The organism is Neisseria sp. 83E34 (assembly GCF_001308015.1).
Lineage (GTDB): Bacteria > Pseudomonadota > Gammaproteobacteria > Burkholderiales > Neisseriaceae > Neisseria.
In genome coordinates this window covers 84,193-105,254 of sequence record NZ_LGYH01000006.1, presented here as the reverse complement: position 1 = coordinate 105,254, position 21,062 = coordinate 84,193, and the positions used below count along the sequence as shown (strand labels likewise).

The following is a 21,062-nucleotide window of genomic DNA, read 5'->3' as shown; positions in this document are numbered from 1 at the left end:
GTCTGAAACCATATTTCAGACAGGCATTTACTTATCCAATGTGCTTAATGATTTATTTTTCCTGAAGCAAACGCTGGCGGATGTTGAAATCTTCCAAGCTTTCCAAATTTCTCAGGAATCGGGAAAGTTCGCTTAATGCGCCTTGGTAAACATCTCTTTTGAAATCAATTACTTCTTCTATCGGTGCCCAGTATTCGTGCCACCGCCAGCCGTCAAATTCAGGATGGCTGGTTGCGCGTAAATGCACATCGCTTTCGCGGCCGATCAGTTTCAACAAATACCAGATTTGCTTCTGCCCGCGGTAAGAGCCGCGCCATTCGCGGCGCACCCAATGGGTAGGCACATCATAGCGCAGCCAGTCGCGCGTGCGGCCCAGGATTCTGACATGGTGCGGCAAAAGGCCGACTTCTTCCAGCAGCTCGCGGTACATGGCGGTTTCCGGGCTTTCTCCGGGCTTGATGCCGCCTTGGGGGAATTGCCAGGAATGTTCTCGAACCCGTTTTCCCCAGAATACTTCGTTGCGGTCGTTGATTAAGATGATGCCGACATTGGGGCGATATCCTTCTCGGTCCAACATAGTGTCGCCCTTATCATAAATAAAAATTAACCCTGCGATTTTCCCATATATATGCCTGTCTGAAAAGGCTTGGGCTGAATCGGATTGCTTTGGGATCTCTAATGATGGTTGAATAAAATGTTTTCCTGCTTTTTATGCGACAAGCGTTAAAAAATGTTGATATTTGTGCTGTTCTTGCTTGCATTGATAAAGGTTTTGCCGTTTAATTGCCTCCAACCGCCGTGTAGTCGAATTCATGCTTGCGTATTGATCAAACTGACGGCCGGCCACTCTTGTTGTATGCGCCCTTAAACGCGAAGGCGATATAAGGCGATGCACTTTTGGGAATGTTTTTTTGTTTATTTCTATGTAAGGACAAACTAATGAAAAAAACTCTGTTGGTTTCTGCTCTTGCAGGCTTGTTTTTGGCGGCATGCGGTGGCTCCGGCAACACGCAAGACGGTCAAAAAGCAAGTGGCTCAGAAAACCGTGCAGCAAGTACCGAACAACAAGCGGCGGCACCTTCCGCTACGGGCAAGCTGAATATTTACAACTGGTCGGATTATGTTGATCCGGAAACTGTAACAGGATTTGAAAAAGCCAATGGCGTAAAAGTGCGCTATGACGTTTACGACAGCAATGAAACGCTGGAAGCCAAAGTGCTTACCGGTAAATCAGGTTATGATTTGGTGGCGCCTTCGATTGCCAATGTAGGCCGTCAAATTAAAGCCGGCGCTTATCAGCCGATTGATAAGAGCTTGATTTCCAATTACAACAATATCGATCCCGAATTGTTGACCATGATGGCGAAAGTTGACCCCGGCAATAAATATGCCGTACCTTATTTTTGGGGTATCAATACGCTGGCAATCAATAAAGATAAAGTTGCCAAAGTTTTGGGAACGGATAAGTTGCCTGAAAACGAGTGGGATTTGGTGTTTAATCCTGAATATACCTCTAAGCTGAAATCTTGCGGCATCAACTTTCTTGACAGCCCGACCGAGCAATATCCGCTCGCCTTGAATTACTTGGGTAAAGATCCGAATAGTGAGAAGGAAGAAGATTTGCAAGCTGCTACCGAGATGATGAAGAAAGTGCGCGGCGACATCAAACGCTTCAGTTCGTCCGGCTATATCAATGATATGGCGGGCGGCGATTTATGTGTGGCAATCGGTTATGGCGGCGATTTGAACATTGCTAAAAACCGTGCTAAAGAAGCGGGTAATGGCGTGAACCTGGAGGTGCTGACGCCTCAAACAGGTGTGGGTATCTGGATCGATTCGTTTATGATTCCGAAAGGTGCTGAAAACGTAGCCAATGCTCATAAATACATCAACTACACGCTTGATCCGAAAGTGGCGGCGAAAAACGGTAATTTTGTCACTTATGCTCCGGCCAGCAAACCTGCGCGTGAGTTGATGGAAAAAGAATTCTCCGGAGATAATTCGATTTTCCCAAGTGAGCAGGTTAAAGCTAAGAGCTTTGTGGTGTTGCCGAAATCTCCGCAAGGTGTGAAACTGCAAACCCGTTTGTGGCAGCAGTTTAAAGCGAATAAATAAATCGTATGCCTGCCTGAAAAAAGCCCCGCATTCTCAACACGGGGCTTTTTTCAGGCAGGCATTTTTTGATTGGTATAGTCAATCCACTTACATAATAACGATAACGTCATACTCGGGCTTGACCAGAGTATCTCCTAAAGTTACTGGGGCTCGGGATACTCGGGTCAAGCCCGAGTATGACGAGCGTACTATTGTTAAGTTGATTAACTCTAGTTTTCAGACAGGCATACGTTACACCGGCTTAGAAGCGCACCACGATACGCTTAATCAGCCGTTAATAGATTCAGGGCTTCCTGATATTTTTCCACGGTTTTCCGAATCACGTCTGCGGGCACTTTCGGTGCCGGGGCTTGTTTGTTCCAGCCGCTTTGTTCCAGCCAGTCGCGCACAAATTGTTTATCGAAAGAGGGCGGATTGGTACCGACTTGGTATTGCTCTGCCGGCCAGAAACGGCTGGAGTCAGGCGTGAGCACTTCGTCCATTAAGGTCAGAGTGCCGTTTTCATCAAGGCCGAATTCAAACTTGGTGTCGCAAATGATGATGCCGCGAGTTTTGGCATATTCGGCTGCTTCCGTGTATAGGCGGATGGCTTTGTCACGCACTTCTTGCGCCAGCTCTTTACCGATGATTTTTTCACATTCTTCAAAGCTGATGTTTTCATCATGATCGCCCACCGCCGCTTTGGTTGAGGGTGTGAAGATTACTTCGGGCAGCTGCTGGGCTTCCTGCATGCCTTCGGGCAGCTTGATGCCGCATACCGAGCCGGTTTTTTGATAATCTTTCCAGCCGCTGCCTGCCAAATAGCCGCGCACAATAGCTTCTACTTTAACCGGAGTCAGTTTTTTGGCAACCACGGCCCGCTTTTCCAGCTTGCGCGCTTCGGCTTCTGGCAGAACGTTGTAAACCGTGTCGCCTGTAAAGTGGTTGGACATAATGTGGGCAAGTTTGCCAAACCAGAAATTGGAGATTTGGGTGAGGATTTCGCCTTTGCCCGGGATAGGGTCGTCAAGAATCACATCAAATGCGGACAAACGGTCGGATGCGACCATGAGCATACGCTTATCGTCAATCTCGTAAAGATCGCGGACTTTTCCGGAATAAATCTTTTTTAAGCTTATATCGCTCATGATGCTGTGATCCTGTGTTGATTAATGAAACCGTTATTTTAGCAGGATTCTAAACCTATAACGAAAAACACCCGCAGTTTTGCTGCGGGTGTTTGGAGTGCATATGAAAAATTATAAGCCGGAGCCTGCAGTTTGGGCTTGCTGTTGGATATCGTCAAGCTGGCTGTTGGTCGATACGGTGGCGTACAGGGCTTGGGTGGCTTCTTGAATTTGCTCGTAGCTCCATGCATCGCCGCTGTTGAATAGGAATTCTTCAATTTGATAATCGGCATTATCAAACCATTGGCTGATGGTGAGCGTATCGTCTGAATCTTTCAAACCAATTACCAAATCACCACCTGAGCGTGAGAACTCCAAGTCTGATGCAGAAATGCCGCTGCCGAATGAGATACGGTCGTTGCTGTTTTCAGCTTGGTCATAATCAACAATAGTGTCGTTGCCGTAGCCGCGTCCGAATAGGTAGGTATCGAAACCGTTGCCGCCATTGAGCAAATCATTACCTGTGCCGCCATCCAGAATGTCGTTGCCGTCGTGAGCAAAAATCTGATCACAACCGTCACCGCCCAGCAGGATATTGTTGCCGTCGTTGCCGTGCAGCAGATTGTTCAACTCGTTGCCGGTCAGATTCAGATCATCGTCGCCCAACAAAGTGAGGTTTTCTACATGATCGCCGGCTGTGTAGCTGATGGAAGTTAATACGGTATCAATACCTTCATCTGCACACTCAACTACGGTATCGCCGGCTTGGTCGACATAATAAATGTCGTTGCCTTCGCCGCCTACCATAAAGTCGGCACCGGATTCGCCATCAAGAATGTCATCGCCTGCGTGACCGTACAGATTATCGTTGCCTGCGCCGCCGCTGAGGTCATTTTTACCGTCATTGCCATGCAGCACGTTGTCTAGCTCGTTGCCGACGGCGTTCAAATCGTCATCGGTCATCAAGTGTACATTCTCTACGTTTTCAGGCAGGGTGTAGCTGATGCTGCTGAATACGTGGTCGTTGCCTTGATTCACAAATTCGATGACTTTATCACCTTCCGAATCAACATAATAAACGTCGTCGCCATGGCAGCCGTACATAGAATCATTGCCTGCTTCTCCGTCCAATACGTCGTCGCCCGGGCCGGAATAAAGTTTATCGTCACCTGCACGGCCCGAAATATCTTCGTCGCGCGCTGTGCCGTGGATGATGTCGTTTTGGTCGGTGCCGGTGATGATAATTTTTTCGCCGGTACCGTTGTTATCTACCCATTTTTTATCGCAGGGGTGGTCGCCGCAGCTATTTTTGTCTGCTTCATCTTCCGCACCAACCGGATCTGTTTGATCGTCGGCCGGAGCTGAAATGTTGACGGTTGTGGTGTTATCCGGGCCGGTGTCTTTTTGCGGTTCCGGGTTGCTTGGTGGGTTTGCTGTTTGATCACCGGCCGGTAAATCGTTAGCAGGATCGTTGGTAACCGGTGTATCGATTTGATCTTGCGGATCTACTGGTTTGGGATTGGTTGCCTGATCTTCTGAGTCATTGTTTACCGGTTTGTCGCTTACGGGATCTTGGGCGCCGTTAGTGTCGATAGGATTTGGCGCTCCAGTAAGATTTTCAGTTTCCGTCTGAGCTTGTGGGGTATTGTCTTGAGTAGCGGCAGGAGCTTGCGCATCGGTAGAGGTCTGCTCGTTTGCAGGGTTTTCTACTTCTACTGTGTCGGTTTGGTTGCCAGTTGGTGTACCTTGCGTTGAGTTGTTGTTTGCAATAAGATTTTCTGGAACAACGGTGTTGTTTTCTATATTCAACTGATCTTCTGGAAGCATGTTTAAAACATTGTTATCCATGTATATACCTCACTTTTTTGGGGAGAATGGCAGAACTATGCCGAGTTAAATGTGTCTGAACTTCTTTTCAGATGCATATTCTATTTAATTATACAATTGTAATAAATAGTCAGTTGATATTCAATATGCTTGGTATTTTTTAGTGTGAATATTTGTAATGTGTATGATTTTGGTATATTGTTGTGAGATTCACATAGTTGCCCAAAGCGTGGAAATATGCCATTGCAAAGATGAATGCCTGTCTGAAAAAAGCTTGCGGGTGATATTTGTAGTGAAATCGGATATTGTTCCGGTGTGCGGGTGATAACGATGAAATATATCTATGCGGTGGGTTGTATGCTGTTTGTTGGGAGTTTCTCCATGCCGGCTGCTGCAAGGGAAGTGCCTGTTTTGCCAACGAATACCCGTGTTATCTATGAGGGCGGCCAAGTCGTAGGAAAAGGGTCGGTCAGGGAATATTACGAGCGATCCGGATCATATGGCAGTTTCCATTTAAACCCAGGTAATGGCAAAACTTATAATACCCGCATTGAAATAGGCACGATTTACCCGGATTCTTATTATTACGACTATGGTTACCGCTATCCTAGACGGCCGGATGCGGATGACTATTTCCGCTGGAAAAACCGTATGCGTTTGGAGGCGCGCCGCAGAGAGGCGCAACGCTTGTCGCCAAAAACCAATAACCGGCTTTATAACGAAGTGGTAACGCAGCAAAGGTTGAAAGAACGCCAAAGGAACCCGGACAATCAGTTTGGGCATCCGCCTTATGATTATTTGCAGGGCGATGGAATAAGGATAGAGTGGCGTAGATAAATTAACGGGCGTGATGAATAAACCAAATGCCTGTCTGAAACGTTTTCAGACAGGCATTTCGATTTTGGAAAGTAAATACAATCAAAACGCTTGTACGTTAAACACCACATCAATTTTCCGCCATTGCTCCGTTTCGTAAGTTAATGAATCGGCAATCAGCAGATTTTCATCCAGCCAGTTTTGATTGATACGCAGAGTGAAGTGGCGTTTGTCAGCGTCGAAGCGCAATTGCGTGTAGGGTGGCAGTGTGAACGAGAGGCGCGAGCGATGGAACAATACGGCCAAACGCAAAGCCGCAATAGCAAACCACATCATGCGGTTACCGTCTACCAAATCGACCATTTTGCGCAGGTCGCCGCGTTGGCCGAGTACGAGCATGGAAAGAATGTGCTGCTCTTTGCGCGAGAATCCTGGCATGTCGGCGTGTTCGAGAATGTAAGCGCTGTGTTTGTGGTAAGCGGTATGGGCGATTTCGATGCCGATTTCATGCACCTGCGCGGCCCAATTTACATATTGTTGCCAGTAAGTCAATTCTTGCACCGAAGCGGTTTGTGCAAGGCTTTCCATAAATATTCTAGCCGTGGCGGCCACACGGGCGGCTTGGCTTGGGGAAACGTGATAACGCTGCTGGAATTGGGTTATGGTTTGATCGCGCATATCGGCGTTGAGCTGGCGGCCGATTAAGTCGTAAAACACGCCGTCGCGAAGAGCGGCTTCGGTAACCATCATTTTTTGGATGCCCAACTCCTCAAATGCCGCCATCATTACTGCCAAGCCTCCGGCAAATACTTCAACCCGCTCCGGTTTCAGGCCTTCAAAACGCGCTTTTTTTACGCTGCCGGCTTGGCAGATGCGCTCGGCCAGCTTCTGCATGCCGGCATAGGTGATGTCGTCGCCCATTTCCAAATCGGTGGCTATCACGTCGCGGATGGATTTGGCAGAACCTGAAGTGCCTACGCTGAAATCCCAACCCGTGCGTTTGTAGGATTTACTGATGCGTTGGATTTCGGCGCGGGCGGCATTGATGGCAGTTTTGAAATCTTTTTCGGTGATTTTGTTTTGGAAAAAGCGCAGGCTGTATGTGACGCAGCCGAGCGGCAGGCTTTCGGTGTTGGTGGGTTCGAGTGAGGAACCAATCACAAATTCGGTGGAACCGCCGCCAATGTCAACCACCAACATGCGCTCGCCGTTGGGCGGCAGGGTGTGGACTACGCCGGTGTAAATCAGACGGGCTTCTTCTCGGCCTGCGATGATTTCGATAGGAAAGCCCAATGCGGCTTCGGCGCGCGGCAGGAAGTCGCTGATGTTTTTGGCAACGCGAAATGTGTTGGTTGCCACGGCACGCACTTGCTCCGGTGAGAAGCTGCGCAGGCGTTCGCCGAATTTGGTCAGGCAGTTGAGCGCCCGTTCTTGTGAGGCTTGATCAAGGTTTTTATGTTCGTCCAAGCCGCCGGCAAAGCGCACCATTTCTTTGATGGAATCAATGACTTTCAATTGGCCGTTGTGGTTTTCGCAGATTTGCAGGCGGAAGCTGTTGGAGCCCAGATCGACTGAGGCAAGCATTTGAGGTGTTGTCATGATACTTCGGGGGGAGTAGGTTTTTCGGTTGTTTTCAGACAGGCATCTGAACCCTATCGATGCCTGTCTGAAAGCTGTATTTCAATTTTGGATTATGATTCAACTCTTTATTAAATAAACGTTTTAACGGCTTGCTGCGGGGTGTTACTCTGGTGGTGCCAACTGAATTGGATAGCTCGTGAATGCAGTTTGCTTTATGGCAGGCAGCCGGTTTTTAAGCACCCGGTATGTTACTGTTTGCCGAATGGTTTGTCATCATTTTATTGACGTTTCCCGGTAAAAAAGTGGTATAAAAAATACCTGTCTGAAATAGTTTCAGACAGGTATTTTTTAGGCTGATTTGGTTGAGCTTAAAAACAGCTTATAGGCGGCATTGCCGGTTTCGTCATGGCAGTTATAGCCTACGTTTTCGAGGAAGTCGCTAAAAGAGGCTGTTTCGTGCTCCGGTACGTCGATGCCGACCAGAACGCGCCCGTAATCGGCGCCGTGGTTGCGGTAGTGGAACAGGGTAATGTTCCAGTTGGTCTGCATATGGTTGAGGAAGCGTGCGAGCGCGCCGGGGCGTTCGGGAAATTCGAATGTAATCAGGCGCTCGTTGCTGATTTTATCGGTGCGCCCGCCTACCATATAGCGGATGTGGATTTTGGATATTTCGTCGCCGGAGAGATCGATATTCGGTAAACCGGCTGCGGCCAGCTCTTTACTGATCCGGCTGATGTCGCGCGGGCTTGAAGTTTGGATGCCGACAAAAATATGCGCAATGTTGTCGTCGCCGTAACGGTAGTTAAATTCGGTAATGTTGCGGCTGCCCAAGGCATTGATAAATTTTCGGAAGCTGCCGGGCGTTTCAGGAATGGACACGGCAAAAATGCCTTCGTGACCTTCGCCCAGTTCGCTGCGCTCGGAAACATGGCGCAGGCGGTGGAAGTTCATGTTTGCGCCACTGTTGATGGCGATTAAAGTCTGGTTGTGGCAGTCTTCCCGTTCAATATAGGCTTTGAGGCCGGCTAATGCTAGAGCGCCTGAAGGTTCGGTGATGCTGCGGGTGTCGTCGTAGATATCTTTCACGGCACCGCAAATGTCGTCGGTATCCACCAGAATAATTTCGTCAAGCAGGTCGCGGCAGAGCGTGAAAGTTTCTTCACCCACCAATTTAACCGCCGTGCCGTCGGCAAATAAACCTACATCTTTCAACTCTACCCGTTCGCCTTGTTCGATAGATTGCTTCATTGCGCAGGCATCATAGGTTTCTACGCCGATCACTTTAATTTCCGGCCGCACGTTTTTGATGAATGCGGCCACACCTGCGGCCAAACCGCCGCCGCCTATGGGTACGAAAATGGCGTGGATGGGCTTGGGATGTTGGCGGATGATTTCAAGGCCGATGGTACCTTGCCCGGCAATCACATAAGGGTCGTCGAAGGGTGGGATGTAAGTCAGCCCGCTTTCTGTTACCAATTTCATGGCGTGGTCGTAAGCGTCGTTGTAAGACACGCCTTTGAGCACCACATTGCCGCCGCGTGCTTTAACTGCATCCACTTTGATTTGCGGCGTGGTTTCGGGCATGACGATTGTGGCTGCGCAATTTAAGTGCTGGGCCGATAAGGCCACGCCTTGTGCATGGTTGCCTGCGCTGGCGGTGATGACGCCTTTGGCCAGAGCTTCCGGCGAGAGTGAGGCCATTTTGTTATAGGCGCCGCGGATTTTGAATGAAAAAACCGGCTGCAAGTCTTCACGTTTGAGCAGGATTTGGTTTTCCATTCTGCGAGAAAGGCTGCGGGCCGGGTCTAAAGGGGTTTCTGTGGCAACATCGTATACCGAAGCGGTGAGGATTTTGGTAAGGTATTGGGAATGCAATTTCGGGTTCATGATAGGGATGGCGTTGATTACAGAGAGTGTCTTTTTTAAGATTTAGATAAAGCCAAAACCATACTCTGAGCGGCACGATAGTGCAAGTGGAAACTGAATTCATGTATAATCCGCTGAAATTTCAACTAAAGCTGCACTTTTGTTTGCGCAGTTTCCTGCTTGATTTCCCTTTAATTGAGTGTAATTTTAATATTGATGTTATGAAAAAAACCATTTCCTGCCTGCTTCTGGCGGCGGCTTGCTCCGCTTTCGCTGCGGATGCTGCGAAAAAGAGTGCCGTGCCGGCGTCGCAAACCGCATCTGCTCCGGCTGCTCCTGCCGCAAAAGTAGCTTCTTCCGTTGAAACAAAGGCTGCAACGCAACAAAAGGAACAAACTGCCGGAATGCCCAAACTGCCGGAATTGGCGGCTACGGCTTATGCGGTGATGGATGTGCAAAGCAAGCAGGTGTTGGGGGCGCATAATTATGATGCGCAGGTTGAGCCGGCCGCGCTGACCAAGCTGATGACGGCCTATCTGGTGTTTAAGGCTTTGGATGACGGCGTGCTGAAACCCGACCAAATGTTAACGGTATCCGAGCGTGCTTGGAAAACCAGCGGTTCACGCATGTTTTTGAGTCCGAACAAAACCGTGAGTGTGAGCGACTTGCTCAAGGGGATGCTGGTGCAGTCGGGAAATGATGCGACCGTTACGCTGGCCGAGGTGTTGGGCAACGGTTCCGAGGCCGAGTTTGTGAAAAAAATGAACGAACAGGCCACGCATTTAGGTATGCTGGATACGAGTTTTAAAAATGCCACCGGAGAATCGGCAGACGGCCATGTTTCTACCGTAAAAGATTTGATGAAGCTGGCGGTTGCCGTTGCGCAGGATTTCCGCCGTTATTATCCGATTTTTTCCATGAAATCGTTTACTTATAACGGCATTGAGCAGCCAAACCGAAATTTGCTGCTGTACCGTGATGCCAGCATCGACGGCATGATTACCGGCCACTCGCCTACTGCGGGTTACAATCTGATTTCTTCCAGCAACCGCAACGACAGGCAGGTGATTGCCGTGTTGGTGGGTGCGGAAAGCCCTGAATTGCGTGCGGCTGAGAGTGGCAAGCTGTTGAACTGGGCTTTGCATTCGTTTGACACGCCCAAGCTTTACAATGCCGGCCAAGTGATTTCTCAGGTGAAGGTTTATAAAGGGGAGAACAAGGCTGTGGATGCGGGCTTTATTGAGGCGATTTATCTTACTATTCCGCATGCGGAAGGGAAAAATATCAAACCTGTGTTGGAAACCGTGCAGCCTGTTGTGGCGCCTGTGCGCACCGGTCAAGTGTTGGGTAAGTTGAAGATTATGTATGAAGGGAAGCTGTTGGCCGAGCGCGATGTTGTGGCGCTGAACCAAGTGGAGGAAGCGGGCTGGTTTGTCCGTATTGTGGATAATATCAAGCTTTGGTTTAAGAATATTTTCGGCTGATTTCCTTATATGGGCAACCATGAGCAATGCCTGTCTGAAAAAGCTTTCAGACAGGCATTGTTCGTTTTATCAACCTGCTTTGCCGTCCACCCTCGGGCGCAGCAGCCACGGGGTATAGCGCCATGTATAAAGCAGTAGCGACACGGCAAATAAGGCGGCGGAAAGTCTGATGCTGTGGTCGTAGGCGGTGGTGTTAACCGTTGCCATAAATGCAGCCACGGTGCGGACGGCGGTAGCGGCAAGCATCAGCACAAAAGCGGTTCCCATCAGTTTGGGGGCGGGGTAGAGCGGCCGGCCGGTATGGCCCAGCGCAGTGCGCACCATCATGCCCACGGTTAGCATGCCGATGCCGCCCACCGCCACCAGATGTACGCCGGTGCTCATCATTTCAGGCTTCCAGAAAGCCGTGCCCATAACTATCAACCCCAGGGATGTAGCGGCATAGCCTGCGAACAGAATCCATAATAAAGGCTCTGTCAAGGCTTTGGGCTCGAACCAACGGCCTGTCTGAACCAAACCGATAATGCCTGCGGCCAGCGCAAACAAAGAGGCGGGAAGCAATGCGGTGTTCAAACTCATCAACAACGCGGTGGCCATCGGCAGCAGCAATGCGTTCAAGGCCAGCCACATCGGGCTTGCCACTTGCTCTGTGCCCAATCTGCGCGAAGTGAAGAATGAAATAATCCGTGTGCCCACCAGGCCGATAAAACCGGCCACCATTACCAAACCGGCCAGCAGCCCGTTGTGCAGCGCGGCGGCATTGAAAGAGGATAGCTGTATATGAAACAGCAATAAGGTTGTGCCGAATAAAAATAGAGCGGCCACGGCGATGTAATTGCGCGAATTGCGGCTGCGTACCACGGAAACGCCCATAAACCATGCAGCCAACCAGAAAAATGCCACACCGAATAAGCCGGAGGCGGCTGCAAGCGGTGTGAAGGCAAACAGACGCGAGAGCAGCCACAAGGCAACCAAGGTAATCAATGCGCCGCCGCGGGTAGGCGGTTGTCCTGTCCAAGTGGCGGAGGCGGTCAACAAGAATGCCACCACAATCGCACCTGAATAGCCCCATATCATTTCGTGGGCATGCCAGAAATAGGCGGGCAGAGCGGCAGTGCCTTGATAGCCGAAAGCCCAGAGCATCACAGACAAAGCGCCGTAAACAGCGGCAAGCGGGTAAAGCGGGCGGAAAGCCATGGCCCAAACAGGATGGCGGATGAAAGACATGGTGGTTCCTTAAGTAAAAAGTGATTAAACGCTATTTTTCAGACAGGCAATGCTCGGTAATCTGTTCAAACAGCACCCGTTCTTCAAAACGGGCGTGATCACGCAGGGTTTGGGCGAATTGCCTGTTCCATTGCGCATCATCAAAACGCGGCTGATCCAACATTTTGCGCAATAGTGTGTGGTCTTGGTCAAAACGCTCTTTCAAACTGCTGTCGGGCAATTGATGCCAATAGGTGGCGAATTGGGTTTCCTCTTTTGCAAAATGTTCAAGCAAATCGGCTTTGTGCCGTTCGATATCTTCTGCGTGATTGAGTTCGGGGTTGCGCAGGATACGGACGCACAAAGCCAACGCGTGATGGTGTTCTTGCGAAAGGCTGAGAAGTGCGGGGTGGCGTTTCATGCGGGTTCCTTTTTCAGACAGGCATTGTTATCAGCAATAGCATCAGTTTATTTGTTTTATGTATAATATGCACATATTATGAAACTTTAAATAACAAACCGCAACTATGTATCTGACACAACATACCGATTTCGGGCTGCGGGTGCTGATTTATGCCGCAGTAAACGATGACGACTTGGTCAATATCAGTGAGATTGCCGACACTTATCAGATTTCCAAAAGCCACCTGATGAAAGTGGTTACCGCTTTGGTAAAAGGCGGCTTTCTTACCGGCATACGCGGAAAGGGCGGCGGCTTGAAGTTGGCGCGGCCTGCGGAAGAAATCAATATCGGCCACGTTATCCGCTGTTTGGAGCCTATGGTGCTGGTGGAATGTATGGGCGACAAAAATAATTGCCTGCTCACGCCCAACTGCCGCTTGGCCGGCATGCTCAGCGGTGCGACTCAGGCTTTTTTGAATCATCTTGAAGGGTTTTCGCTGGCAGACTTATTAAACAAGCCGACTTTCCAATTGCTTTACCGCGCTGAATCCGGCAGCCGGGCTGCCTGGCCATAAGCCTCATCTCCAAAACACGAATGCCTGTCTGAAAAATGTTTCAGACAGGCATTCGGGCTAAACGAAGCCAATTCTGTTACACTTCTGCCTGTTTTCAGTTATCACGTTTTCTTATTTCCAAACACCATGAACATTCCGAAAAAACTCGTTATCGCCAGCCGCGAAAGCCGTTTGGCCATGTGGCAGGCAGAGCATATTCAAGCGCGTTTGCAGGCGCTTTATCCCGAATGTGAAGTCAGCATTTTGGGCATGACCACGCGCGGCGACCAGATTCTTGATAAAACTTTGTCTAAAATCGGCGGCAAGGGCCTGTTTATTAAAGAGCTTGAACAAGCTTTGTTGGACGGCCGTGCCGATTTGGCCGTGCATTCCCTGAAAGATGTGCCGATGGAATTGCCGCAAGGCTTTGCACTGGCGGCCATTACAGAGCGTGCCAGCCCGTTTGACGCTTTCGTGTCCAACCAATACGAGCGTTTGGAAGATTTGCCCAAAGGAGCAGTAGTCGGCACTGCCAGCCTGCGCCGCGAAGCACAATTGCGCGCGCGCTTTCCTCATTATTTGAACGTGCGCCCCTTGCGCGGCAACCTGCAAACCCGTTTGGAAAAGCTGGATAAAGGCGAATACGACGCCATTATTTTGGCGGAAGCCGGATTGCAGCGTTTGGGGTTGTCCGATCGCATACGCACCGTTTTATCTCCTGCCGACAGCCTGCCCGCAGCAGGACAAGGTGTGCTGGGCATCGAAATCGCAGCCAACCGCTACGATTTGTTTGAAATATTAAACCCCCTCAATCATCCGCTCAGCAACGCCTGCGTTACCGCCGAGCGCGCATTATCCCGCGCTTTGGGCGGCAGCTGCCAGATTCCATTGGCTGCTTATTGCACCGAAGAAAACGGCCTGCTTACTTTACGCGGCATGGTCGGCCATCCCGACGGATCGGTTATGCTGGAAGCAGACGCCCAAGCCCCGTTGGCTTACGCCGATGCCTTAGGCCGCGCCGTTGCTAAAAAACTGGCCGACGACGGCGCGGAAGATCTGATTGCCGCCGTGTTGGGCGAGCAAAACGCAAACAGTTGAAATACTTTTTCAGACAGGCATTTGAAAGCGAATGCCTGTCTGAAAACTTGGATTCAGATAAAACATTATGCCGACCATTCTGCTTGTCCGCCCCGCCGAACGCGCCGCCGCCGATGCACTGATCTGCGAAGCGGCGGGTTGGCGGGGCGTGCCGTTTAGCGTGCTTGAAATTGTGCCGGACGAAACGCAGTTGGCAGCATTGCCGGCGCGATACGAAGCTGCCGATGCGGTGTTTTGGGTCAGTCCCACCGCGGTTCAGGCAGGCATTGGTGTTATCGACTTTGCATGCCTGTCTGAAAAACCGAATATTGCCGTCGGGCGGGCTACTGCGGATGTTTTGAGGCAGGCAGGCTGCATGACAGTTTATTCTCCGGAAAAAGGCAACGACAGCGAAGCAGTTATCCGTTTGCCCGTTTGGCAAAGTCTGCCGTGTAATGCGCGGGTGTTGATTGTGCGCGGCAAAGGCGGGCGCACTTATTTGGCCCAAGCCTTGAGCGGGCGGGGTATGCAGGTTGAGTTTGCCGAAGTCTACCGGCGCGAGCCGCAAACGCCCGATTGGCAGGTTTTTGCTAAGGCAAAACCGGATGCCGTTTGGATTGCTTCGGCCAAAACGGTGAGGCAGTTTTTTTCTTCAATGCCGGATGAATTGGTGCAAGCAGCCAAATCCTTGTTATACTTTACACATCATCCGCGCATTGCAGAAGCTTTACAGCAACATGGAGCAGCGCGGATTGAGCTGATTCAACAATTCGACGTGTCGAATTTAAACCGCTATACGGAGCAAGCCGATGAGCGATGAAAACGAGAAGAAAGATCTGGTGCCGACACAATCCGCACCCGCACAACCAGAACCGCAACATGAAAATACAGGAAACACTATGAGCGAACCGAAACAAGAACATTTCCAGCGTAATACACAACAACCCGCTCCGGTGGTGATTAAACAATCGAGCGGCAGAGGTTTGGCTGCGGGTGCGCTCATTTTGGCGCTTTTAGGTTTGGGCGCAAGCGGCTTTTTGTTTGTGCAAGGTCAAAACGTGTTGAAAAATCAAGAGCTGAACATTGAGCAAAAACTTGATAAAGCCGCATTGGGCGAAAGCCAGAATGCAGGCATGCTGCAAGATACTTTGCGCAAACAAGACAGCATTGCCGCAGCATTGGCAAAGCTGGATAGTGAAAGCCGTCAAAATGCCGAAGGCGTAGCCAACGCCCAGCGGGCCTATCAGGAGCTGCTCAAAGGCCGGATCAACTGGTTGGTGGATGAAACTGAAGTTACCTTAAATGTGGCTGCGCAACAGCTTTTACTCACAGGCAATGTTCCCGTAGCAATAGAAGTGTTGGAAAGTGTGGAAAACCGGTTGAGCCGTTTCGACCAACCGGAATTATTGCCGATTAAGCAGGCGGTAAGCAGCGATTTGGCTGCTTTGAAAAACCGCACTTATTTAGATGTGTCCAGTGCATCATTGCGTCTTGACCGTTTGGAAAGCGCAGTTGCCGGGTTGCCGCTGGTGTTGGAAGGCACGCTCCGACCGGGAGAGGCTGCACCTGAAGCGGCAACCGATACAGCTTTGACTTGGTGGGAAAACGCTTGGAACAAAACATTGGATAACCTGAAAGGTTTGGTGGAGGTGCGCAAGCTCAACAGCAACGATGCCATGCTGATTTCTCCAGAGCAGAATTTCTTTATTAAAGAAAACTTGCGCCTGCGCCTGATGGATGCACGTTTTGCCTTGATTCAGCGCAACGGTGAAATTTACCAAACCGATTTGAATACAGCAGAGGCCGCAGTAAAACAATATTTCGACAGCCAATCCCCAGTAACACAAACCTGGCTGAAAGAGCTTGCGGAGTTAAAAGCGCTGGATGTGCGCTCCATTTCGGATGATTCGCTCAAAGCCAGCTTACAGGCCGTGCGGAATTATCAGGATAGTATACGCACGCATCAAGGCGCAGTTACTATGCCGGCTAATCCGAAAACGCAAGAGCAGCCTGCCGCTTCGGCATCTTCCGAAGCATCGGCAGCTGTAGCGCCGCAGTCCGCCGCTTCTGATGCGTCCGCCGCATCCGAACCGAAAGTCCCAACCGTTCCGGCCGCGACTGAAACCAAAGCTGCCCCGGAAAAGAAAACAGATAAGCCTGCCCAACCTTCTGCCGGCGGCGAAAAAGCTGCTAAAGGAGCATAAGCATGAAAAGCTTAATCTGGATCATCATCTTATTTGCCGTAGCAGTAGGCTTGGCGGTAGCGTCAGGCATTTACACGGGCAATGTGTATATTGTGGTGGAGCAAACGCTGATGCGGGTTAACCTGCATGCCTTTATTCTCGGTTTGTTGTTGGCCGTGGTGTTGCTTTATATTTTGGTGCGCATTGTTGCGGCATTTCTGAATATTCCCGGCAGTATGCAGCGTTTCGGAAACCGCCGCAAAGAGCTGAAAGCAGGTAGCGACCTGCAAGCGGCGGGTTTGGCTTATTTTGAAGGTAAATTTCAAAAAGCGGAGCAGGAGGCGGCCAAAGTGTTGGCCAATAAAGAAGCTGGCAGTAACCGATCATTGGCTTTGATGTTGGCGGCGCATGCGGCCGATTCCATGGACGATGTGGAGCTGCGCGACCGCTATCTGGCCGATATTGCCAAATTGCCTCATAAAGACCAGCTTTCCCGCTATTTGCTGTTGGCAGAAAGCGCGCTCAACCGCCGTGATTATCCGAAAGCGCTGGAAAATATTCAGGCTGCGGCGCAAATCAATCCCACTTTAACCCGTTTGGTTAAACTCAAATTGCGCTATGCATTTGATCACGGGGATGCGGCAGAAGTGTTGGATACTTCGGCCAAGCTGCAAAAAGCAGGTGCCATTAATGACCATGAAGCAACCCAATATCAAGATTGGTCATACCGCCGCCTGCTGGCAATGGCAACCGATTCGGGTAGCTTGAAAGCCTGTCTGAAACGTATTCCGGATTCATTGAAAGCTACTGATTTGTGTGTGCTGATTGCAGAGAAATATGAATCTCTGGGTTTATATAACCAGGCTGTGGCATGGGTAAGCAAATATTACCCGCAAACACGCAAAGCGGATTTGTTGCCGCCTTTCATCCAAAGTGTTCAATATTTAAGCGAACGCGAGCAGCGTAAAGCGATTGATATGACTACCCAGTGGCTGGAGCAGTATCCGGAAGATTCCCGTTTGTTGATGCATGTCGGCCAGTTGGCATATTCCCAACAATTATGGGGAAAAGCACAAGGCTACTTGGAAGCGAGTTTGACATTGTCGCCAAGTATCCAAGCCCGTTTGGCTTTGGCTAAGGTGTTTGATGCAACCGGAGAAACCCGTAAAGCTGAGGAACAGCGTATGCTGGCTTTGGCCGGTGTAGAGCACGACGAGCGTGAAATGCTGCTGCCGAAAGAGGTAGAAAAAGCGTAAACGGATTGCCGTTTGATACAATGCCTGTCTGAAAATTGTTTTCAGACAGGCATTTTGTTTTATACATCTGATGAAACTGGTGTTTACACTCCGCGTGCACGGTTTTCATGGAACTGGGCCTGCCAGTCTGCAAACTTGCCCTGCTCGATGGCTTCACGCATTTCCGCCATAATCACTTGGTAAAAATGCAGATTATGAATGGTGTTTAACTGCGCGCCAAGAATTTCGCCTGTTTTGTGCAGATGGTGCAAATAGGCGCGGCTGAAGTTTTGGCAGGCATAGCAGGAGCAGCTTTCATCTATCGGACGGGGGTCGTGTTTATGCACTGCGTTTTTGATTTTCAAATCGCCAAAACGGGTAAAAAGCCAGCCGTTTCGGGCATTTCGAGTCGGCATAACACAATCGAACATATCCACACCGTGGGCCACGCCGTAGACCAAATCTTCCGGTGTGCCCACCCCCATTAAATAATGCGGCTTGTGTGCCGGCAATATCGGGCCGACGGCGCGCAGCATGCGGTACATTTCCGGTTTGGGTTCGCCGACGGAAAGGCCGCCGATTGCCAAGCCCGGGAAATCAAAGGCTTCCAAACCTTTTAAGGATTCTTCGCGCAAATCTTCATACATCGCACCTTGCACGATACCGAACAGCGCATTCGGGTTGCGCAAATCTTCAAATGCTTTTTTCGAGCGCTCCGCCCAGCGTAAACTCATTTGCAGCGATTTTCTTGCTTGCTCGTGAGTGGCTTCGCCCGGAGTACATTCGTCCAGCTGCATCACGATATCGGAATTCAGTACGGTTTGGATTTTCATTGAAATTTCGGGCGACAAAAACAACTTGTCACCATTAATCGGGCTTTTGAATGTGCAGCCTTCTTCAGTCAGTTTACGCATATCGGATAGCGAAAATACCTGAAAACCACCCGAATCGGTAAGAATAGGTTTGTTCCAACCGATAAATTGATGCAGGCCGCCGAATTGTTCGATCACTTCTAAACCCGGGCGCAACCATAAATGATAAGTATTGCCCAGAATAATTTGCGCCTTGATATCATGCAGGTTTTGTGGCGTCATGGCTTTAACCGAGCCATAAGTACCTACAGGCATAAATACGGGCGTTTCGATTGTTCCGTGGTTGAGTTCCAGTGTGCCGCGCCGGGCGTGGCCGTCGGTTTTGTGTAGGGTAAATTTCAACATATTTATCGTCATATAATTAATTTGCCGCAGATTATAGCCGAAAACCTGAAATGCCTGTCTGAAAGCGCGTAAACATCTTGCCAGAAAAGCAAAAATAATCATATGTCCGCTTGCCAATCGATATGGCTATCGGCTAAAATTTCACGCTTGTTTGCACAGGCACATAGCTCAGTTGGTTAGAGCATCACCTTGACATGGTGGGGGTCGTTGGTTCGAATCCAATTGTGCCTACCAAATCAGTTAATTATTTTATAAACGGCCATATTTCGTTTGGCCGTTGTTTTGTAGGTTTTCGGAGTATTTTTTAATGTTGAACATCACTTTGCCCGACGGCTCAGTCCGCCAATACGAAGCCCCTGTAACAGTGGCGCAGATTGCTGCGTCTATCGGCTCGGGTTTGGCTAAAGCCACGGTTGCGGGCAAGGTAAACGGTGTGTTGGTGGATGCGTGCGACCCGATTAACGAAGATGCAAGCGTGCAAATTATCACACCGAAAGATCAGGAAGGTGTAGAAATCATCCGCCACTCCTGTGCCCATTTGGTAGGCCATGCGGTCAAGCAGCTTTATCCTGATGCAAAAATGGTTATCGGCCCGGTAATTGAAGAAGGTTTTTACTACGATATTGCCACTGAAAAACCGTTTACTCCGGAGGATGTCGCAGCGATCGAAGCGCGTATGAAGGAGCTGATTGCGCAAGATTATGACGTAATCAAAATTATGACTCCGCGCGCAGAAACCGTAAAAACCTTCGAAGAGCGTGGAGAAGAATACAAATTGCGTTTGATTGAAGATATGCCTGAAGTGGAAGCAATGGGCTTGTATCATCATCAAGAATATGTCGATATGTGCCGCGGCCCGCATGTGCCTAATACACGATTTTTAAAGCACTTTAAGCTAACCAAGCTCGCAGGTGCTTATTGGCGGGGTGACAGTAATAATGAAATGCTGCAACGTATTTACGGTACTGCCTGGGCCAGTAAAGATGACCTAAAAGCCTATATCACGCGCATGGAAGAGGCGGAAAAGCGCGACCACCGCAAATTGGGTAAGCAGCTTGATTTATTCCATTTGCAAGACGAAGCGCCGGGAATGGTATTCTGGCACCCGCGTGGCTGGACTTTATGGCAGGTTATTGAGCAGCATATGCGCAAAGAGCTTGATGCCGCAGGTTATCAAGAAATCAAAACCCCGTTGATGATGGACAAAACCTTCTGGGAAAAATCCGGCCACTGGGAAAATTATCAGGAAAATATGTTCGTTACCGAATCGGAGAAACGCACTTATGCCGTTAAACCGATGAACTGTCCGGGTCACGTTCAGATTTTCAACCATACTCTTCGCTCTTATCGCGATCTGCCCATGCGCTTGGCAGAGTTTGGCTCTTGCCATCGCAATGAGCCTTCCGGCGCCTTACATGGTTTGATGCGTGTGAGAGGTTTTGTGCAGGATGATGCGCACATTTTCTGTACCGAAGAGCAGATTACACAAGAAGCCAAGGCATTTAATGAATTGGTTATGAAAGTGTACAAGCAGTTCGGCTTTGATAATGTAAGCGTAAAACTGTCTCTGCGTCCTGAAAAACGTGCCGGTTCGGATGAAACTTGGGATAAAGCCGAACAAGGTTTGCGTGAAGCGTTGACTGCGTGCAATATCGAATGGGAAGAATTGCCCGGCGAGGGGGCTTTCTACGGTCCTAAAGTTGAATATCATATCAAAGATGCCATTGGCCGCTCATGGCAATGCGGTACGATCCAGCTGGATTTCGTTTTGCCGGAGCGTTTGGGTGCAGAATATGTGACCGAAGATAATGGTCGGGCTCGTCCTGTAATGCTGCATCGTGCGATTCTCGGTTCTATGGAACGTTTTATCGGGATTCTGATTGAAAACCACGCAGGTTCTTTCCCGTTATGGCTTGCGCCTGTGCAAATGGTGGTGATGAACATTACCGAGAAACAAGCAGAATATTGCCGCGAAGTAGTGGAAAAATTGCGCGCCGCGGGTTTCCGTGCAGAACTGGATTTACGCAATGAAAAAATTGGCTACAAAATCCGAGATAACAGTCAATACCGCTATCCTTACCAAATTGTTGTCGGCGATAAAGAAAAAGAAAACGGCCAAGTTGCCGTGCGCCGTAAAGCAGAAGATTTAGGCAGCCTTTCTGTAGACGAGTTTATTGCTTGTTTGCAAGAGGAATTGAAAGCAGAGTTTTAATATCGATTTAAATTTGTTGTATGCAAAATGCCTGTCTGAAAATCTGAGAACCGGTGTTTCGAAAATATTTTTCAGACAGGCATTGAAAATAGAGGCGGATATTCTATCGGCGGGTTGAAGGCAAGTCGATGATGGAAGCCAAAACAAAGTTTGGGGTTGTATCGAATAAAGCCCAAATAAC

At 49.6% G+C, this 21,062-nt stretch carries 17 protein-coding genes and 1 tRNA gene; 10 read left to right on the top strand and 8 right to left on the bottom strand.

What is annotated here, in order from left to right:
• Positions 1 to 52: 52 nt before the first annotated feature.
• The gene (locus AKG09_RS07520) at positions 53 to 577 is read right to left on the bottom strand and encodes an RNA pyrophosphohydrolase (protein ID WP_040667562.1); all 525 of its coding nucleotides are present in this window, start codon (positions 575 to 577) and stop codon (positions 53 to 55) included.
• Positions 578 to 939: 362 nt separating this feature from the next.
• Between AKG09_RS07520 and AKG09_RS07515 the strand changes: the two genes are divergently transcribed.
• Entirely contained in the window at positions 940 to 2,115 is a 1,176-nt protein-coding gene (locus AKG09_RS07515; protein WP_054618831.1) for a polyamine ABC transporter substrate-binding protein, read from the top strand.
• A gap of 263 nt (positions 2,116 to 2,378) precedes the next feature.
• Here the strand turns inward: AKG09_RS07515 and AKG09_RS07510 are convergent, their stop codons facing one another.
• Complete coding sequence (locus AKG09_RS07510) at positions 2,379 to 3,242, bottom strand: phosphoribosylaminoimidazolesuccinocarboxamide synthase (RefSeq protein ID WP_054618830.1); 864 nt, start codon at positions 3,240 to 3,242, stop codon at positions 2,379 to 2,381.
• 111 nt (positions 3,243 to 3,353) lie between these two features.
• Complete coding sequence (locus AKG09_RS07505) at positions 3,354 to 5,069, bottom strand: calcium-binding protein (RefSeq protein WP_054618829.1); 1,716 nt, start codon at positions 5,067 to 5,069, stop codon at positions 3,354 to 3,356.
• Positions 5,070 to 5,378: 309 nt separating this feature from the next.
• Between AKG09_RS07505 and AKG09_RS07500 the strand changes: the two genes are divergently transcribed.
• Positions 5,379 to 5,885, top strand: a complete 507-nt coding sequence (locus AKG09_RS07500; RefSeq protein ID WP_156320818.1) for a hypothetical protein — start codon at positions 5,379 to 5,381, stop codon at positions 5,883 to 5,885.
• Positions 5,886 to 5,966: 81 nt separating this feature from the next.
• Here the strand turns inward: AKG09_RS07500 and ppx are convergent, their stop codons facing one another.
• Together ppx and ilvA are read right to left on the bottom strand one after the other, a co-directional pair.
• Positions 5,967 to 7,466, bottom strand: a complete 1,500-nt coding sequence (ppx, locus tag AKG09_RS07495) for an exopolyphosphatase (RefSeq protein ID WP_082391881.1) — start codon at positions 7,464 to 7,466, stop codon at positions 5,967 to 5,969.
• 327 nt (positions 7,467 to 7,793) lie between these two features.
• Positions 7,794 to 9,332: a threonine ammonia-lyase, biosynthetic gene (gene ilvA, locus AKG09_RS07490; protein ID WP_054618826.1), complete on the bottom strand. Its 1,539-nt coding sequence runs from the start codon at positions 9,330 to 9,332 to the stop codon at positions 7,794 to 7,796.
• Between the two features lie 200 nt (positions 9,333 to 9,532).
• Between ilvA and AKG09_RS07485 the strand changes: the two genes are divergently transcribed.
• Positions 9,533 to 10,795, top strand: a complete 1,263-nt coding sequence (locus AKG09_RS07485; protein WP_054618915.1) for a D-alanyl-D-alanine carboxypeptidase family protein — start codon at positions 9,533 to 9,535, stop codon at positions 10,793 to 10,795.
• Positions 10,796 to 10,864: 69 nt separating this feature from the next.
• On the opposite strand, the gene AKG09_RS07480 is transcribed toward AKG09_RS07485, so the two are convergent.
• Complete coding sequence (locus AKG09_RS07480) at positions 10,865 to 12,022, bottom strand: NnrS family protein (protein WP_054618825.1); 1,158 nt, start codon at positions 12,020 to 12,022, stop codon at positions 10,865 to 10,867.
• A 31-nt stretch (positions 12,023 to 12,053) separates the two neighbouring features.
• A complete protein-coding gene (locus AKG09_RS07475; protein ID WP_054618824.1) occupies positions 12,054 to 12,422 on the bottom strand; it encodes a hypothetical protein in 369 nt (122 codons plus the stop codon).
• 106 nt (positions 12,423 to 12,528) lie between these two features.
• Between AKG09_RS07475 and AKG09_RS07470 the strand changes: the two genes are divergently transcribed.
• From AKG09_RS07470 to AKG09_RS07455, 5 genes are all read left to right on the top strand, one after another.
• Positions 12,529 to 12,978: an Rrf2 family transcriptional regulator gene (locus AKG09_RS07470; protein WP_054618823.1), complete on the top strand. Its 450-nt coding sequence runs from the start codon at positions 12,529 to 12,531 to the stop codon at positions 12,976 to 12,978.
• A 126-nt stretch (positions 12,979 to 13,104) separates the two neighbouring features.
• Positions 13,105 to 14,055 (top strand): hydroxymethylbilane synthase, encoded by a 951-nt coding sequence (gene hemC / locus AKG09_RS07465; protein ID WP_054618822.1) that lies wholly within the window; start codon positions 13,105 to 13,107, stop codon positions 14,053 to 14,055.
• A 67-nt stretch (positions 14,056 to 14,122) separates the two neighbouring features.
• A complete protein-coding gene (locus AKG09_RS11910) occupies positions 14,123 to 14,854 on the top strand; it encodes a uroporphyrinogen-III synthase (RefSeq protein WP_156320817.1) in 732 nt (243 codons plus the stop codon).
• On the top strand, positions 14,844 to 16,238 hold the full coding sequence (locus AKG09_RS07460; protein ID WP_156320816.1) for a uroporphyrinogen-III C-methyltransferase: 1,395 nt from the start codon (positions 14,844 to 14,846) through the stop codon (positions 16,236 to 16,238). The genes AKG09_RS11910 and AKG09_RS07460 overlap by 11 nt, the downstream gene beginning before the upstream one ends.
• 2 nt (positions 16,239 to 16,240) lie before the next feature.
• Positions 16,241 to 17,473 carry a heme biosynthesis HemY N-terminal domain-containing protein gene (locus AKG09_RS07455; protein WP_054618821.1) on the top strand — a complete coding sequence of 411 codons (1,233 nt, stop codon included), beginning with the start codon at positions 16,241 to 16,243 and terminating at the stop codon, positions 17,471 to 17,473.
• Between the two features lie 83 nt (positions 17,474 to 17,556).
• On the opposite strand, the gene tgt is transcribed toward AKG09_RS07455, so the two are convergent.
• Positions 17,557 to 18,669, bottom strand: a complete 1,113-nt coding sequence (tgt, locus tag AKG09_RS07450) for a tRNA guanosine(34) transglycosylase Tgt (protein WP_054618914.1) — start codon at positions 18,667 to 18,669, stop codon at positions 17,557 to 17,559.
• 157 nt (positions 18,670 to 18,826) lie between these two features.
• Between tgt and AKG09_RS07445 the strand changes: the two genes are divergently transcribed.
• Both AKG09_RS07445 and thrS read left to right on the top strand, forming a co-directional pair.
• Positions 18,827 to 18,903 (top strand) — tRNA-Val (locus AKG09_RS07445).
• A gap of 73 nt (positions 18,904 to 18,976) precedes the next feature.
• Positions 18,977 to 20,881, top strand: coding sequence for a threonine--tRNA ligase (gene thrS, locus AKG09_RS07440; protein ID WP_054618820.1), 1,905 nt, complete (start codon positions 18,977 to 18,979; stop codon positions 20,879 to 20,881).
• Positions 20,882 to 21,062: the final 181 nt, after the last annotated feature.

Excerpts from the sequence above, each read along its gene's own strand:
- AKG09_RS07520 (WP_040667562.1), bottom strand. The coding sequence starts at position 577 with ATGTTGGACCGAGAAGGATATCGCCCCAATGTCGGCATCATCTTAATC.
- AKG09_RS07515 (WP_054618831.1), top strand. The coding sequence starts at position 940 with ATGAAAAAAACTCTGTTGGTTTCTGCTCTTGCAGGCTTGTTTTTGGCG.
- AKG09_RS07510 (WP_054618830.1), bottom strand. The coding sequence starts at position 3,242 with ATGAGCGATATAAGCTTAAAAAAGATTTATTCCGGAAAAGTCCGCGAT.
- AKG09_RS07505 (WP_054618829.1), bottom strand. The coding sequence starts at position 5,069 with ATGGATAACAATGTTTTAAACATGCTTCCAGAAGATCAGTTGAATATA.
- AKG09_RS07500 (WP_156320818.1), top strand. The coding sequence starts at position 5,379 with ATGAAATATATCTATGCGGTGGGTTGTATGCTGTTTGTTGGGAGTTTC.
- ilvA (WP_054618826.1), bottom strand. The coding sequence starts at position 9,332 with ATGAACCCGAAATTGCATTCCCAATACCTTACCAAAATCCTCACCGCT.
- AKG09_RS07485 (WP_054618915.1), top strand. The coding sequence starts at position 9,533 with ATGAAAAAAACCATTTCCTGCCTGCTTCTGGCGGCGGCTTGCTCCGCT.
- AKG09_RS07480 (WP_054618825.1), bottom strand. The coding sequence starts at position 12,022 with ATGTCTTTCATCCGCCATCCTGTTTGGGCCATGGCTTTCCGCCCGCTT.
- AKG09_RS07475 (WP_054618824.1), bottom strand. The coding sequence starts at position 12,422 with ATGAAACGCCACCCCGCACTTCTCAGCCTTTCGCAAGAACACCATCAC.
- AKG09_RS07470 (WP_054618823.1), top strand. The coding sequence starts at position 12,529 with ATGTATCTGACACAACATACCGATTTCGGGCTGCGGGTGCTGATTTAT.
- hemC (WP_054618822.1), top strand. The coding sequence starts at position 13,105 with ATGAACATTCCGAAAAAACTCGTTATCGCCAGCCGCGAAAGCCGTTTG.
- AKG09_RS11910 (WP_156320817.1), top strand. The coding sequence starts at position 14,123 with ATGCCGACCATTCTGCTTGTCCGCCCCGCCGAACGCGCCGCCGCCGAT.
- AKG09_RS07460 (WP_156320816.1), top strand. The coding sequence starts at position 14,844 with ATGAGCGATGAAAACGAGAAGAAAGATCTGGTGCCGACACAATCCGCA.
- AKG09_RS07455 (WP_054618821.1), top strand. The coding sequence starts at position 16,241 with ATGAAAAGCTTAATCTGGATCATCATCTTATTTGCCGTAGCAGTAGGC.
- tgt (WP_054618914.1), bottom strand. The coding sequence starts at position 18,669 with ATGTTGAAATTTACCCTACACAAAACCGACGGCCACGCCCGGCGCGGC.
- thrS (WP_054618820.1), top strand. The coding sequence starts at position 18,977 with ATGTTGAACATCACTTTGCCCGACGGCTCAGTCCGCCAATACGAAGCC.